Source organism: Protofrankia sp. CiP1_Cm_nod1, from assembly GCF_920888515.1.
Classification (GTDB): domain Bacteria; phylum Actinomycetota; class Actinomycetes; order Frankiales; family Frankiaceae; genus Protofrankia.
Genome location: NZ_CAKKTM010000229.1, coordinates 1 through 15587, shown reverse-complemented (window position 1 = coordinate 15587; position 15587 = coordinate 1). Strand labels below are relative to the sequence as shown.

Here is a 15587-nt window from a genome sequence, read left to right as displayed (position 1 = left end):
ACCGGCCGCCTGGATCGTGTTCGCCGCCGCCCTGGTCGTCCTCGCCGACACCCTGGCCCACTACACCGCCGGCGACGCCTCCGGCTGGGACGTCGGCCTGGCGCTACTCGGCTGCATCCCGGGCGGCAGAGGACTCACCACCACCGCCGGGCTCGCCCGCGGCCTGCGCACGGCCGGCGACGCCCTCCGCGACGGCCACGCCCTCACCACCCTCGCGCACAGCACCGCCGCCCTCAGCCGCACCACCCTCACCACCACCCGTACCCACCTCACCACCCTCGCCACCAGCCTCCGCAACACCAGCGCCCACATCACCACGATTCTCAGGAACCTCCTCGACCCGTTCCCGTCGCCCGCGCTGGCGGTGGCCGGCGGCGGCGAACCAGCCGGCCTGATCACCGGGCGTATTCTGAGAACAGAAGCCGGTACGTCCCGTGGCGTCGCACGCGTGTGGACACCACCGGTCCGCAGCCTGGAAAATCCGCACACCATACGATTCAGTCAGGAGAACGTGAAACCGCGGACACACGATGGCATAACCATCCCCAAACTGGTGGAGAGCATGCGGACCGAGGGCTGGAAGGGCAATCCCATCGACGTCGTCGAACTCCCCGACAAGTCGCTGCTGAGCATCGACAACCGCCGCCTCCTCGCCGCCCGCGAAGCAGGAATAGACGTCCCAGTCATACGCCACCACCCCGACGAGCCCTTCCCTGAAAAACGAGGGAAGTCGATATTTTTCAGACCGAACCACAGTATCCGCCAGCTGCCGGACGGCAGCCTTGTCCGCGGTGGAACGGAGGGCGAAATCTTATACAAGAAAAAGGACAATCCGCTGACCTGGGGCGAAGCCGCCTTGTTCCGCGCCGCCCGCCAACCGAAAAATCCCGACGGTTCACAGTTCCCCCTGACGGGGCGCCTGGAACCACCGAGAATCTTGGCCGGAAAATGAAAAACCGTTCGGGTGTGCCGCCCCTTCCAATGCTCATAGAATGTTTTGCGAGCTATCTTCGGGATCTGACGGGCAAACGTTCTGTGGACGAACTTCTTGTCGCCCTGGAGGCGAACGGGTTGTACCTCGAGCGCGACCTGCTCCAGGCCCGCGGGGACGGCCTGACGAGATATCTGCCCGCGCCGGAGTCGGCCGGGATCTGGAGTGGCCGGCGCTGCTGGCTGGGCTGGTACCCCCCGGACACCGGCGAAGCCTCGGCTGGTGATCTGTGGTTCGACCCGGTCGAGATCTCGCTGATGGTCCTGATCCCGCAGACCCAGGAGGATCTCGCGGAACTCGCCGAGCTCCCGCCGCGTTTCCTGGCGCGGCACACGCCGTTTGTCGGATGGGTCGCCGTTCGGCAGATGGCGGTCTGGCAGGCGATGGGATGTGCGCTGGTGGCCGGCCGCGACCTGCGGGTCGACACGGAGGCCGGCCTGCCGCATGCGGCTGTCGCCGGGGTGCCGCCGGCGCTGGCGTGGGACATCGCTCTCTTCCTCGGCAAGGCGACCTGCGACCCGGACTACTGGGAGGCCGCCCATGAGGCGCTGTCGGCGGAAGAACTCGCGGGCATGTGGCCGGAGGACGCCCCGGAGCACGCCGGCGAGGTGAACTCCGGATTCTGGATCGTCGTCGGGCGCGACGACGTCCTGGCCGGCACCCCGTGGGACAACGACCTGGGCGACAATTTCCCATCCCTTGATGCGTCTTACCCTGCGCCGGGCGTCCGCTTCCGGACCGCCGTCTCCAGCCAGCTGGGAATAACAGATCCGGAAGAGGATGACGAACCGGGCGCTGTCATCGACCGTCGGCGGGCTGCCATGACCGAGGGCGGGCGAACGCGGTGATCGATCCGTGCATCCGGCGGGCCGCTGTCCTGACGGTCGCGGAGCGGCTGCGCAAGCAGGGGTGGAGCGGTGGGCCGCTGCACGCGGTGGGGCTGCCCGACGGCACGAAGGTCACCCTGCAGAACCTCCTGCTCGCCGCCGCGCGCGAGGCCGGCCTCCATCAGATCCCCACCCTCACCCACCATCCGGACGAGCCGCTGCCGCTCCTCATGGCCAGGGACTTCGTGCTCATCCGGCCGATCCGTGAGCTGGCGGACGGGCGGTGCGTGGTCGGCGGCCGGGCGGGGCGGGTGCTGTTCCGCCGGGGGCTCCGCGCGGCGACATACGGCGAGGCCGCGCTGTTCCGTGCCGTCGGCCAGCCGGACATTCCCGATGGCGCCCCGGTGCCCTTCCCGTGGACGGCCGCCATGAGCCCGAGAGAAAACCGGACATGAGAGAAGGCCAGCAATGAGAGAAGGCCGGGAATGACCGGCACGCTGGACGACGCCTACGCCGATCACCTACGGCTGTGGGCGGCCGGGTCGGCATCGCCCCGGCTGGTGGACGCGCTCGTACACGGCGGCGAGCCGGCCGAAGCCGAACTGCTACGGGCGTACCTCACCACCGGCGACCACTGGATGGACAGGCCGCGGACGTCGGGCGTGTGGCATGACCGGGCATGCTGGATCGGCGCCAGGCCGCCGGCGACGGCCCGCGGCGGTGACCTCTGGTTCGACGTGGTGGAAGTGGCCCTCATGGTGCTGATACCACGTCCGGAGACGGAGCTGGCGGCTTTCTCCGCCGAGGAGTGGCAGGCCCTGACCGCGTGTGTGGGCTGGCTGTCGACCAGACCGGTCCGGCGGTGGCAGTTCCTGGGCTTCGCGTCCGTCACCGGCCTGGACCCCGGGCGGACGATCGGCTCGTCCGCGTATGCCATGGGCGCCCGCGGCGCCTGGGCCGACCGGTACGCCGGGTACTTCGGCAAGAGCCTGCCCGGCTGGGACAGCTGGTGGGGGGCGTCCTGCGCGCTCGGTGATGAAATCATCAACACCATGTGGCCGGCGGACATCCCGGAGATCGGGTTTCGTGTCGCGGAGGACGCGATGGCGCTTCTGGGCCGTGCCCGCGCGCTCCTGACGGACCAGGATCCGGATGGCCCGTTCCCGCTGGGTGAACGTTTTGCCGTCACGGACCGCTACTGGCTGCCGGGCATGCGGTTCCGGACGGAGCTGAGCGCCCAGCTCGGCCTCCTGCCGGCCGACCGGGGAGAAAACGGGAACATGCCCGTACTCGCCCGGCCATGAACGGGAAGGCCGCGGGGGTCATATGCCGGCCGCGTGCATGCCGCGTAGCTCTTTTTTCAGTTCGGCGATCTCGTCGCGTAGCCGGGCGGCGAGCTCGAACTGGAGCTCCTTGGCCGCCTCGTGCATCTGGTCGTCGAGCTGGCGGATGAGCTGCGCCAGGTCGGCGCTGGGCATACCGGCCAGCTCGGCCGCGTGCCGCCCGACCACACCGTCACGGCCCGCCTTCGACGACATCCCGGGCCCCGGCACCTTCCCGCGGGAGCGGGCGCGGCCGCCACCGCCGATGGCCTCACCCTCGGCGCTCTCCCGGACGAGGTCGTCCAGGATGTCGATGACCTTCTTGCGCAGCGGCTGCGGGTCCACTCCCCGTTCGGCGTTGTAGGCGATCTGCTTCGCGCGCCGCCGGTTCGTCTCCTCGATGGCCCGCCGCATCGACGGGGTCACCTTGTCGGCGTACATGTGTACCTGGCCGGAGACGTTGCGCGCGGCCCGGCCGATGGTCTGGATCAGCGACTTGTCCGACCGCAGGAAGCCCTCCTTGTCGGCGTCCAGGATGGACACCAGCGACACCTCGGGCAGGTCCAGCCCCTCCCGCAGCAGGTTGATGCCGACCAGCACGTCGAACTCGCCCCTGCGCAGGCCGGTGAGCAGCTCGACGCGGCGCAGCGTGTCGATGTCGCTGTGCAGGTAGCGGACCCGGATGCCGAGCTCGAGCAGGTAGTCGGTGAGGTCCTCGGCCATCTTCTTGGTCAGCGTCGTGACCAGCACCCGCTCGTCGCGTCCGGCGCGGGCGCGGATCTCGCCGACGAGGTCGTCGATCTGCCCCCTGGTCGGTTTGAGCACGACCTCCGGGTCGAGCAGGCCGGTCGGCCGGATGATCTGCTCGACCACGCCGTCGGCGCGGGAGAGCTCGTACGGCCCGGGGGTCGCCGACAGGTACACCGTCTGGCCGATACGGGCGCAGAACTCCTCCCAGCGCAGCGGCCGGTTGTCCATCGCGCTGGGCAGCCGGAAACCGTGCTCGACCAGGTTGCGCTTGCGCGACATGTCGCCCTCGAACATCCCGCCGATCTGCGGGACCGTGTTGTGCGACTCGTCGATCACCAGCAGGAAGTCGTCCGGGAAATAGTCCAGCAGGGTGTGCGGTGGGCTGCCGGCGGCCCGGCCGTCGATGTGCCGGGAGTAGTTCTCGATACCCGAGCAGAAACCGACCTGGCGCATCATCTCGATGTCGTAGGTGGTGCGCATCCGCAGCCGCTGGGCCTCCAGCAGCCTGCTCTGGCGTTCCATCTCGGCGAGCCGGTCGGTGAGCTCCGTCTCGATGCCCGCGATCGCCCGTTCCATGCGTTGCGGGCCGGCCACGTAGTGGGTGGCGGGGAAGACGAAGACATCCCGCGCCTCCCGGACGATCTCACCGGTGAGCGGGTGCAGGTAGGCCAGCCGTTCGATCTCGTCGCCGAACATCTCGATGCGGACGGCGAGCTCCTCGTAGACGGGGAACACCTCGACGGTGTCGCCGCGGACCCGGAACGTCCCCCGGGTGAAGGCGATGTCGTTGCGGGCGTACTGGATGTCGACGAACCGGCGCAGCAGCCTGTCGCGCTCGATCTCCTCCCCGACCCGCAGCCGGACCATGCGCTCGATGTACTCCTCGGGGGTGCCCAGGCCGTAGATGCAGCTCACGCTCGCCACGACCACCACGTCCCTGCGGGTGAGCAGGCTCATCGTGGCCGAGTGGCGCAGCCGCTCGACCTCCTCGTTGACCGAGGAGTCCTTCTCGATGTAGGTGTCGGTCTGGGCGATGTACGCCTCGGGCTGGTAGTAGTCGTAGTACGAGACGAAGTACTCGACGGCGTTGTGCGGCAGCAGCTCCCGGAACTCGTTGGCGAGCTGGGCGGCGAGGGTCTTGTTCGGTGCCATCACCAGCGTCGGCCGCTGCACCTGTTCCACCAGCCACGCGGTGGTGGCCGACTTGCCGGTGCCGGTCGCGCCCAGCAGGACGACGTCCTTCTCGCCGGCGCGGATCCGGCGGGCCAGCTCCGCGATCGCCGCCGGCTGGTCACCGGAGGGCTCGAACTCGGAGACGACCTGGAACGGCGCGGTCGAGCGCGTGATGGCGCTGGCGGGGCGGTCGACGCCGGCGGGACGGTCGGTCGTGGGGCTCACGTCCCCTACAACACCACAGACCTCCGACAATTTCGCACCCGGCCGGCCCTACCCGGGCTGGTGGGACGCGAGCAGGCCCGCCCACACCTCGTCCACCCTGGCCCGAAGGTCCTCCGGGCTGCCGCCGTTGTCCACGAGGATGTCCGCGACCGCCCGGCGGGCGGCGTCGTCGGCCTGGTTGGCCATCCGCGCCCGCGCCTGCCCGGGGGGCAGGCCCCGGCCGGCCAGCCGGGCCAGGCGGACCTCCAGCGGCGCCTCCACCACGACGACCACGTCGTACCGGCCGGCGAGACCGGCCTCGACGAGCAGCGGCACGTCGTAGACGACCACCGCGTCCGCCGGCGCCTGCGCCATGCGTTCGGCCGCCCGCGCGCCGACCAGCGGATGCGTGATCGCCTCCAGCCGGCGGCGGGCGTCCGGGTCGGCGAACACGACCGCCCCGAGAGCCGCCCGGTCGAGCGCGCCGTCGGCCCCGAGCAGATGCGCGCCGAACTCCTCGACCACGGCTTGCAGCCCCGGTGTCCCGGGAGCGACCACCTCGCGGGCGAGCTGGTCCGCGTCGATCACCACCGCGCCGTGGCCGGCCAGCAGCCGCGCCACCGCGCTCTTGCCCGCACCGATCCCACCGGTCAGCCCCACCCGCAGCACAGGAGCGAGTCTGCCGCATCGCCCCGTCCGCCGTACCGGATGGGCCGCCGTACCGGATGGGCGGGCCGCGTCAGGTGAGGACCTTGGCCTTCAGCCGCTGGTACTCCTCGTCCGAGATGGCGCCGTGGTCCCGCAGCTCGGCGAGGCGGCCGATCTCGTCCGCGGGGCCGCCACCCGGCGGGACATAGCTGCGCAGCGCCTGCTCCTGCCGGGCCGCCCGCTCCATCGCCCGTTCGTGCATGCCGCCGCCCCGCACGATCAGATAGATAAGGATGCCGAACAACGGGAACACGATGGCGACGACGATCCAGCCTGCCTTACCCCAGCCGGACAGGTCATGGCTGAGCAGAATGTCGGACACGACCGCGAAGAGCAGATAGAACCACAGTGCGAAGAGAAAGAACCACAACAACGTCCAGAACACGCTGAGCAGCGGATACGAATAGTCGCTGTCCACGATGACCCCCTGGTGTCGCGCCATGGCCGCGCCGCGGCGCTCCCCCGCGGCGGATCCGCGGGGGAGACACCAGGCCCGGCCTGGCACGGATACGGCCGGTGCACACGCACGGCCGATGTAACGCGACAACCGTCACGTCCACCATGCGCGGCGACGGCGTCCCCCTCCTCATCCCCACCAGGTGAAAACACCGCCGCGGAAGGGATGCGGCAGCAGCCCGGCCACATCGCGCCCGGGCGCTTGTGACGGATTCCGGACAGAGCCGGGCTCACCTGTCGAAAAAGCCACCGATTCCCCGTCCGCCAAGGAGCCCGTCCGCCAGGAGCCCGGCAGGCGGGCAGGGCGGCCGGCCGCCGGTGGGAACCGCTTGCGGGGGCGTTGGCGGACGGCAGCCGGCTCTTCGGCGCTGGACGTGCCGGGTGGCCTGTTGAATGCTTGCGGTGGACGGCGTCCATGATGCGGGGAGGTGCCCGGGGTGGTGCGCAGGGCACCGGTGACGGAGCCGGACGAAGGCCGGGTGACAGTGGGCGCCCCGGCGCGTTACGCGGCGGGGCTGCCCGGGGTGGCGCACGCGCTCGGCCAGTCGGTGGCCCAGATGGGGGTGCGCCGCAGCGTCGCCACCCTGCGGCTGCTCAACCAGACGGACGGGTTCGACTGCCCGGGATGCGCCTGGCCGGACCCGGATCCCGCGCACCGCGCCGCCGCGGAGTTCTGCGAGAACGGGGCGAAGGCCGTCGCGGAGGAGGCGACCCTGCGCCGGCTGGCACCGGAGTTCTTCGCCGCGCATCCGCTGCCGGATCTCGCCGGCCGCTCCGGCTACTGGCTCGGCCAGCAGGGCCGGCTGTGCGAGCCGATGCACAAGGCGGCGGACGACGACCACTACCGCCCGGTGAGCTGGGACGACGCCTTCAGGATCATCGCGGCCGAGCTGACCGGCCTGGACAGTCCCGACGAGGCCGTCTTCTACACCTCGGGGCGCACCAGCAACGAGGCGGCGTTCGTCTACCAGCTGTTCGTCCGCGCGTTCGGCACCAACAACCTGCCGGACTGCTCGAACATGTGCCACGAGTCCTCCGGGGCGGCGCTCACCGAGACGATCGGTATCGGCAAGGGCAGCGTCACCCTCGACGACCTCGAACAGGCCGACCTGGTGCTCGTCGTCGGGCAGAACCCGGGGACGAACCATCCGCGCATGCTCTCGACGCTGGAGCGGGTGAAACGGGCCGGCGGCGGCATCGTCGCGGTCAACCCGCTGCCCGAGACGTCGCTGATCCGGTTCCGTAACCCGCAGCGGCCCGCCGGTGTGCTCGGGCGCGGCACCGCCCTGGCCGACCAGTACCTCCAGATCCGGCTCAACGGCGACATGGCGCTGTTCCAGGCGCTGTCACGCCGCCTGCTCGACGCCGAGGCCGCCGCCCCGGGCACAGTGCTCGACCACGGCTTCCTCGCCGCGCACACCACCGGCTTCGACGCGTTCGCCGAGCATCTGCGGACGCTGTCCGACGACGACGTCCGCGCCGCCACCGGGCTCGCCGACAGCGAGATCGACGAGCTGGCCCGCCGGGTGCTGGCCGCCGAGAAGATCATCGTGTGCTGGGCGATGGGGCTCACCCAGCACGCCAACGCGGTGGCCACCATCCGGGAGGTGGTGAACTTCCTGCTCCTGCGCGGCAACATCGGCCGGCCGGGGGCCGGGGTCTGCCCGGTGCGCGGGCACAGCAACGTCCAGGGCGACCGCACGATGGGCATCTGGGAGAGGATGCCGGACGCGTTCCTCGACGCCCTCGGCGCCGAGTTCGGCTTCGCCCCGCCGCGACGGCACGGCCACGACGTCGTCAACGCGATCCGCGCGATGCGGGACGGGCGGGTGAAGGTCTTCGTCGGCATGGGCGGCAACTTCGTCGCGGCCGCGCCCGACACGGCCGTCAGCGAGGCGGCGATGCGCGGCTGCCGGCTCACCGTGCAGATCTCCACCAAGCTCAACCGCTCCCACGCGGTCACCGGCCGCCAGGCCCTCATCCTGCCCGCGCTGGGCCGGACCGAGATCGACGTGCAGGCCGGCGGCCCGCAGTTCGTCACCGTCGAGGACTCGATGGGTGCCGTGCACGCCTCCCGCGGCAGCCTGCCGCCGGCGGCGCCGTCGCTGCGCTCGGAGGTCGCCATCGTCTGCGGGCTCGCCCGGGCCACCCTCGGCGGGAGGACGGCGGTGGACTGGGCGGGCCTGGCCGGCGACTACCGGCGCATCCGCGGCCACATCGCCGCCGTCCTGCCCGCCTTCGCCGACTACGACGCCCGGGCCGGCCGGCCCGGGGGATTCCTGCTGCCGCACCCGCCCCGGGACAGCCGCAGCTTCCCGACCCCGGCCGGCCGCGCCGCCATCACCGTCAACACGCTGGAGGTGCTGCGCACACCGCCCGGGCACCTGCTGCTCCAGACGATCCGCTCCCACGACCAGTACAACACCACCGTCTACGGCCTGGACGACCGCTACCGCGGCATCCGCCACGGCCGGCGCGTCGTCCTCGTCCACCCCGACGACCTCGCCGCGCTCGGCATCCCCGACGGCGGCCAGGTGGACATCGTCAGCGTCCACGCCGCCGTCCACGCCGCCGTCGCCGTCGCCGGCAACGGGCAGGGCAACGGTGCCGAACGCCGGGCCGAGAACTTCCGCGCTGTCGCCTACCCCACCGCCCGCGGCTGCGCCGCCGCGTACTTCCCGGAGACGAACGTCCTCGTCCCCTTGGACAGCACCGCCCGGCGCAGCAACACGCCCACGTCCAAGTCGCTGATCGTCCGGCTGGAACCACGGTAGGCGCGGGCGACGCGGCAGGATCAGGACGGCTGTCGACGCGGGCAGCCCGCTGGTCACCAAGCCGATGGCGCAGCGTCGCCGGCCGGGCATGGTGGACCTCGCCGATCCGGACATGGGATACTTCGCGCCGTGTTTTCCGCGGCCGTCCCCCGGAGCGAGGATGATCAGGCCGCCTGTTCGGCCCTGACAGGTGTCGAGCCCCCTGGCGCCCTCCCAGCGACCCGGCCCGGAAAGCCCGGCAGGCAGCACTCCCTTCCGGACCACTCCCTTTCCCTTCCGGACCGCTCCCATGGGCCCACGGCATCCGGATCCGGCGCATCACGTCCGGATGACTTTTCCGGGGAGCAGCTCCAGGACCTGCACCGCCGGCTGGCCGCCGGCGACGCCACCGCGCTGGCCGAGGTGCACGCCCGCTACGCGGGCTGTCTCATGGCCGTAGCCACGCAGGTCACCGCCGACCGCGAGGCCGCGGCCGAGATCGTGCAGGACGTCCTGGTCCACCTGTGGGAGCACCCTCTGCGGTTCGACCCCGGACGCGGCAACCTGCGCGCCTACCTGGTCGTCATCGCTCGGCGGCGGGCGGTGGACTGGGTCCGGCGCGAACATGTGCGCAGGCCGTCGGATGCCGTCGCCCGGGAGCTGGCCGGCCTGCCCGACGGCCCGGCCGCCGACGCGGTGGTGCTGAGCGAAGCCACCGCGGCCATGGTGCGCCAGGGCGTGGCCGACCTGCCCCATCAACTGCGGGAGGCGGTGGAGCTCGCGTTTTTCGACGGATGCACGTACCGCGAGGCAGCCGCAAGGCTTACCATCCCGGAAGGTACGGTGAAATCCCGTATCCGAACAGCGTTACACAAACTGGCCGTCCGGCTGGAACGCGAAGGAGTCCACTCGTGACTGTGGGGGACGCCGGAGCCGGGTCCGGCGGGCCTGGGCACCTGCCCACCGCCGGATGCCGGGGGCATGTCGATGACCTGCTCGGGGCATACGTGCTCGGCGCCTGCGATCCGGACGAGACCATTGTCATCGAAACCCACCTCGGCCGCTGCGAACAGTGCCTGGCCGTCGCCGAGACCCTCGGCACCGGCCTGCTCGAACTGGTCGGGCCCGACGGCCGCCCCGTCCCCACGTCGTTTCCGGCGGGCGCGTTCTCCCCGACGGCCGTGCCGTCGGCCAACGGTGTGACGGCAGCCTCGGGCAGGGTGACACCACCGGATGGTCCGGAGGACATGGCCGGCGCTCCCGAGCCGGCCGGAACCGCGGATGCGTGGACAGCCGGGGACGCGTGGACAGCCGGCCCGCGTGCCGGCGGAGTCGAAGCGGTCGTGGCCGCGGCACTCGCCCGCCGTCCCGCCGCACCGCTCACAGCCGGGATCGCGGATCTTTACCTTGCCCAGGTCGCCGCCGTCGACCGGCTGCTGGCCGAGCTCACCGCACAGGAGTGGGCGCGCCCGATCGTCAACGGCTGGAACCCGCGGGAGTTGATCGCGCATCTGGCCGCTTCCGACGGGCTGCTCGCGGCCCGGATCGGCCTGGCGGTGGACCCGCCGGTGGAAAGCACCGACCTCGACGAGCGGACCGCCGCCGTCCACGCCCACCAGCACGGCTGGACGGCGGAACGCACCTGGCGGGCATGGCATGACGGGGCGGACCGGATCGCCGGCCGTCTCGGGCCGGCCGAGCCCTCCACCGCCCGGCCGGCCGCCCGGTCGGCCGCCCCGGACACGACATCCGCCGCCCACCTGCACGACCACCTGACCGCTCGGGCGTTCGAGACCTGGATCCACGGACGCGACATCGCCGAGCAGGTCGGCCTCACCATGCCGCTTCCTCCCGCCGCCCATCTCCACCGGATGGCCGACACGGCGATGCGCGCGCTCGACCCGAAACGGCGAGCCGCCCTGCCCGACCGGTCCAGGCAGGCCACCCTCCTGGTCGACCTGTCGGGCGCCGGTGGGGGCCGGTGGCTGATCGGGCCGGACGGCCCGCGCGAGATCCCCGGCACGGGGAAGGGGCCCGCCGCGGACGCGTGGCTGCGCACGCGCATCCTCGACTTCTGTCTCCTGGTCGCCGACCGCAGGCAGACAGCGGATCTCGGTGCCGAGATGGCGGGAGACATCGAGATCGCCCAGGCGATGCTCGACGTCGCACCCTCTTTTGCCGGCGCCTGACCGAGCGGCATCCACCACACGCGATTCCGGCTGTCCCGCGGTTTTCCCGGCCAGCGGATCGCGGGCGGACGTGTCGGCAAGGAGACATCTTCGATCCGGCCCGCCCTGGGCGCCGAACTCTCCTCGACGCCGGCACCACCAACCCGACCGACCGGCCGGCGTCAGAAGGAGAGATCATGCGTACCCGTCGGCTCACCGTCGCCCTCGCGGCTTCCACCACCGCGCTCCTGCCGGTCCTGCTCACCGGCCTGTCGTCCCCTGCCTCAGCGGCCGTCGAGACCTGCGTCAACCAGTTCACCGGCGCCGCGCTCACCGCCACCGTCGTCGGGAGCGACGGCGCGGACTTCATCACCGCCCGGAGCAACGACGTGATCTCGGCCAAAGGCGGGAACGACGTTGTCTACGTCAGCCCGTTCGTGAGCAACGTGACGATCTGCCTCGGTGACGGCAACGACCAGTTGGTCTTCACCGGCGGCACACCGGTGAGCCCGCTTTCGGTCATGGGCGGTCCGGGCAGCGACAGCATCCCGGGCAGCAACGGCAACGACGCGCTCAACGGGGGTGACGGGACCGACTCGATCGACGGACGGGGCGGCTACGACACCTGCAAGAACGGGGAGTTCGTGGTCAACTGCGAGATCATCCTCTAGGAAGCCACCGCACGACGCCTTCCCGGACGATAAAGATCTTGTAAATCTGTCGATCAGGGATCTGCCGGCAGGCAGGACGTGGGCTGAACCAGCGGTTCACAAGGGGCCGGAGGCAGCGCGATCATGCTTGTCCCGCGCTGCCCGAGGCCAGCCCCCGGGCCGCTGGCAGCGACACCGCGCTGCCCTCAGAGCGGGGACACGCCACCGGCGGCCGCGCCTGTGACACGAACCCCACCTGTGACACGAACATATGCGGGGGCCGGCGGGAGATCTCCCGCCGGCCCCCGCTATCGCTTGATGATCTTCCGTGCTACTCGCGGCCGAACTGCTCGCGAAGCCGGCGCAACGCTTCCTCGTCGATCGCGGAGGCGGGCTGCTCCGACTCGGCGGAGGTGTAGGACGACGGCGCGACCGCGGCGGCCTCGGCCTCCTGAGCGGCGCGGATCTGTGCCTGGTGCGCCTCGTAGCGCTGCTGGGCCTCGGCGTACTGCCGCTCCCACTCGGCCTGCTGCTCCTCGAAGCCGGGCAGCCACTCCCCCGTCTCCGGGTCGAAGCCCTCGGGGTAGACGTAGTTGCCCTGCTCGTCGTACTTGGCCTCCATCCCGTACTGGGACGGGTCGAAGGCCTCGCCGTCGGGCAGCAGCGCGCTGCTGTCGTTGGCCTGCTTGAGGGACAGGCTGATCCGGCGACGGTCCAGGTCGATGTCGATGACCTTGACGAGGATCTCGTCCCCGACGTTGACGACCTGCTCGGGGATCTCCACGTGGCGCTCGGCCAGCTCGGAGATGTGCACCAGGCCCTCGATGCCCTCGTCCACCCGGACGAACGCGCCGAACGGCACGAGCTTGGTGACCCGGCCCGGCACGACCTGGCCGATGGCGTGGGTGCGGGCGAACTGGCGCCACGGGTCTTCCTGGGTGGCCTTCAGTGACAGCGACACCCGCTCCCGCTCCAGGTCGACGTCGAGGACCTCGACCGTGACCTCCTGGCCCACCTCGACGACCTCGGACGGGTGGTCGATGTGCTTCCAGGACAGCTCGGAGACGTGCACCAGGCCGTCGACACCACCGAGGTCGACGAACGCGCCGAAGTTGACGATGGAGCTGACAACACCCTTGCGGATCTGGCCCTTGGCGAGCTGGGCGAGGAACTCCGAGCGGACCTCGCTCTGGGTCTGCTCCAGCCAGGCCCGGCGGGAGAGGACCACGTTGTTCCGGTTCTTGTCCAGCTCTATGATCTTGGCTTCGAGCTCACGGCCGACGTAGGGCTGCAGGTCGCGGACGCGGCGCATCTCCACCAGGGAGGCCGGCAGGAAGCCGCGCAGCCCGATGTCGAGGATGAGGCCGCCCTTGACGACCTCGATGACGGTGCCGTTGACGACGCCGTCCTCTTCCTTGAGCTTCTCGATCGTGCCCCAGGCGCGCTCGTACTGGGCGCGCTTCTTCGACAGGATGAGCCGGCCTTCCTTGTCCTCCTTCTGGAGAACGAGGGCCTCGACATGATCGCCGACGGTGACGACCTCGTGCGGGTCGACATCGTGCTTGATCGAAAGCTCCCGGGACGGGATGACGCCTTCGGTCTTGTAGCCGATGTCAAGGAGCACCTCGTCGCGGTCCACCTTGACGATGGTTCCGTCGACGATGTCGCCGTCGTTGAAAAATTTGATCGTTTTGTCGACGGCGGCGAGGAAGTCCTCGGCCGAGCCGATGTCGTTGACCGCGACCTGCGGGGTGGTCGGGGTAGGCGGTGTGGTCACGGTCTCCACGGGTCGTACGTCGGTGGTGCTCGTCAAGGGGTCGGCTCCGACTACGGGGTTCGTCGTATGCACGAGGGCCGGGTCGAACCGCCGGGACGGAGGGACAGGGACCGTGCTAAACGAACACTGTCGATACCGAAAGCGACGCTCGAGCGGATCTGCTACGTCTGAGATCCACGGACTCTCGTGCCAGTCCTAAGTCTAGGGACCGGTGTCCAAGGTGGTCAACGCCAGGGGCCCGTAACCTCGTCCAGGATCACAGGACCGGCGGGGCCGCCGGGCGCACGGACCACTGCGAGGCCACGCCGGCAGACCCGGCGCGCCCGCCCGCATACCACCGCCGGCGTCCAGGGGCCCGCCTGACACTGCGAGGATCGATGCCGTGAACGGAGCAGAACACCCCGGCCCGGCAGCCCGCGAGCCGGCGCCCGCCCGCCGGGCCGCGCCGCAGTACCCTCCGGGCCACTACCACCCGGCGGAGTTCGGCTACAGCGACATCGACGACGACAGTGCCCGGTGGGCCAGCCGCGGCTACTGGGACGCCACCGCCGACGACTACCAGGCCGAACACGGCGCCTTCCTCGGCGACACCGACTTCCTGTGGTGCCCGGAGGGGCTGCGGGAGGCCGACGCCGGGCTGCTCGGCGAGGTCCGCGGCCGCACCGTCCTGGAGATCGGCTGCGGTGGCGCGCAGTGCGCCCGCTGGCTGGTCGCCCGCGGCGCCGAGGTGGTGGCGCTGGACCTCTCCGCCGGGCAGCTGCGGCACGCCCGCGCGCTGTCGGCCGCCACCGGTGTGCCGGTCCCCCTGGTGCAGGCCGACGCGGCCCGGCTGCCGCTGGCCGACGCGAGTGTGGACACGGCCTGCTCCGCCTTTGGCGCGATCCCGTTCGTCGCGGACAGCGCCGCGGTCATGCGCGAGGTCGCCCGGGTGCTGCGGCCCGGCGGCCGCTGGGTCTTCTCCACGACACATCCGATGATCTGGTCGTTTCCCGACCACCCGGGCAAGGAGGGGCTGACGGTCGTGCGCAGCTACTTCGACCGCCGGGCCTACGTGGAACGGGACTGGGCCGGCCGGACGACCTACGCCGAGACGCACCGGACCGTCGGTGACCGGGTCCGGGAGCTGGTGGCGGCCGGGCTGCGCCTGCTGGACGTGATCGAGCCGGAGTGGCCGGCCGGTCACGACCGGGTCTGGGGCCAGTGGGGGCCGGTGCGGGGCCGCTTCTTCCCGTCCACCGCGATCTTTGTGACCGACAGGCCCGCCGGGCCCGCCTGACACCCACTGCCACGTACTGACACGTCCCGACAGGCACTGACAGGCACTGACAGGCACTGACAGGCACTGACAGGCACTGACAGGCGGCAACGGGATGCCGGACAGGTACCGGCAAAGTGGCGGCAGGCGCTGACAGGTACCGACAGAAGCGGTCACGGGTGCGATATTCGGAGTCCGGCGGGACTGGCCACTGATTTCCCGGCACGGGAATGTCGCATCGGGTAGTGGAAAAATCACTGCTGTGACGCCGGGGGTTGATGACGGGCCAGTAGTCCTTCCAAACGCGACGAACGCACTCCCATCTGTGATGGACGTCCTCGCGGCCAATGGCCTCCTCCCGGCCAGCGGCGCCATGACGGGCCACGGCACGGCCACCACCACCGCGGCAGGCCGCCCCCGGGCCGACAGCGCCGCGACGGGCCGTGCCACGGTGGACGGAGGCACCGCGCACAGGGAGACCGGACACAGGGGCACGGCACGCGGGGGCACGGCACGCGGGGGCACGGCGGGCCGGGGCACGGCGGGCCGGGGC

At 71.1% G+C, this 15587-nt stretch carries 12 protein-coding genes and 2 pseudogenes; 10 read left to right on the top strand and 4 right to left on the bottom strand.

Annotated elements, in window-relative coordinates:
- The 4 genes and pseudogenes from NBX02_RS10590 to NBX02_RS10575 all read left to right on the top strand — a co-directional run.
- A pseudogene (locus NBX02_RS10590) lies at window positions 1–952 on the top strand (hypothetical protein); the annotation flags it as partial.
- 83 nt (window positions 953–1035) lie between these two features.
- The gene (locus tag NBX02_RS10585) at window positions 1036–1839 is read left to right on the top strand and encodes a hypothetical protein (RefSeq protein WP_250285920.1); all 804 of its coding nucleotides are present in this window, start codon (window positions 1036–1038) and stop codon (window positions 1837–1839) included.
- Window positions 1836–2273 (top strand): hypothetical protein, encoded by a 438-nt coding sequence (locus NBX02_RS10580; RefSeq protein ID WP_250285919.1) that lies wholly within the window; start codon window positions 1836–1838, stop codon window positions 2271–2273. Before NBX02_RS10585 ends, NBX02_RS10580 begins: the two co-directional genes overlap by 4 nt.
- A gap of 30 nt (window positions 2274–2303) precedes the next feature.
- Window positions 2304–3122, top strand: a complete 819-nt coding sequence (locus NBX02_RS10575) for a hypothetical protein (protein ID WP_250285918.1) — start codon at window positions 2304–2306, stop codon at window positions 3120–3122.
- Window positions 3123–3140: 18 nt separating this feature from the next.
- On the opposite strand, the gene uvrB is transcribed toward NBX02_RS10575, so the two are convergent.
- The 3 genes from uvrB to NBX02_RS10560 form a co-directional block, all read right to left on the bottom strand.
- A complete protein-coding gene (uvrB, locus tag NBX02_RS10570) occupies window positions 3141–5288 on the bottom strand; it encodes an excinuclease ABC subunit UvrB (RefSeq protein ID WP_445548362.1) in 2148 nt (715 codons plus the stop codon).
- A 48-nt stretch (window positions 5289–5336) separates the two neighbouring features.
- Window positions 5337–5936, bottom strand: a complete 600-nt coding sequence (gene coaE, locus NBX02_RS10565; protein ID WP_250285917.1) for a dephospho-CoA kinase — start codon at window positions 5934–5936, stop codon at window positions 5337–5339.
- Between the two features lie 70 nt (window positions 5937–6006).
- Window positions 6007–6417: an SHOCT domain-containing protein gene (locus NBX02_RS10560; RefSeq protein WP_250285916.1), complete on the bottom strand. Its 411-nt coding sequence runs from the start codon at window positions 6415–6417 to the stop codon at window positions 6007–6009.
- Between the two features lie 451 nt (window positions 6418–6868).
- Between NBX02_RS10560 and NBX02_RS10555 the strand changes: the two genes are divergently transcribed.
- From NBX02_RS10555 to NBX02_RS10540, 4 genes are all read left to right on the top strand, one after another.
- Window positions 6869–9205: an FdhF/YdeP family oxidoreductase gene (locus NBX02_RS10555; RefSeq protein ID WP_250285921.1), complete on the top strand. Its 2337-nt coding sequence runs from the start codon at window positions 6869–6871 to the stop codon at window positions 9203–9205.
- A gap of 129 nt (window positions 9206–9334) precedes the next feature.
- On the top strand, window positions 9335–10099 hold the full coding sequence (locus NBX02_RS23095; protein WP_445548361.1) for an RNA polymerase sigma factor: 765 nt from the start codon (window positions 9335–9337) through the stop codon (window positions 10097–10099).
- Window positions 10096–11373 (top strand): maleylpyruvate isomerase family mycothiol-dependent enzyme, encoded by a 1278-nt coding sequence (locus NBX02_RS10545; RefSeq protein WP_250291161.1) that lies wholly within the window; start codon window positions 10096–10098, stop codon window positions 11371–11373. The genes NBX02_RS23095 and NBX02_RS10545 overlap by 4 nt, the downstream gene beginning before the upstream one ends.
- A 176-nt stretch (window positions 11374–11549) precedes the next feature.
- Complete coding sequence (locus NBX02_RS10540) at window positions 11550–12023, top strand: hypothetical protein (protein WP_250287229.1); 474 nt, start codon at window positions 11550–11552, stop codon at window positions 12021–12023.
- 310 nt (window positions 12024–12333) lie between these two features.
- Here the strand turns inward: NBX02_RS10540 and rpsA are convergent, their stop codons facing one another.
- Complete coding sequence (gene rpsA, locus NBX02_RS10535; protein ID WP_250287231.1) at window positions 12334–13815, bottom strand: 30S ribosomal protein S1; 1482 nt, start codon at window positions 13813–13815, stop codon at window positions 12334–12336.
- A 460-nt stretch (window positions 13816–14275) separates the two neighbouring features.
- Between rpsA and NBX02_RS10530 the strand changes: the two genes are divergently transcribed.
- Window positions 14276–15055, top strand: coding sequence for a class I SAM-dependent methyltransferase (locus NBX02_RS10530; protein WP_445548364.1), 780 nt, complete (start codon window positions 14276–14278; stop codon window positions 15053–15055).
- A gap of 307 nt (window positions 15056–15362) precedes the next feature.
- Window positions 15363–15587, top strand: a pseudogene (locus tag NBX02_RS10525) (hypothetical protein); the annotation flags it as partial.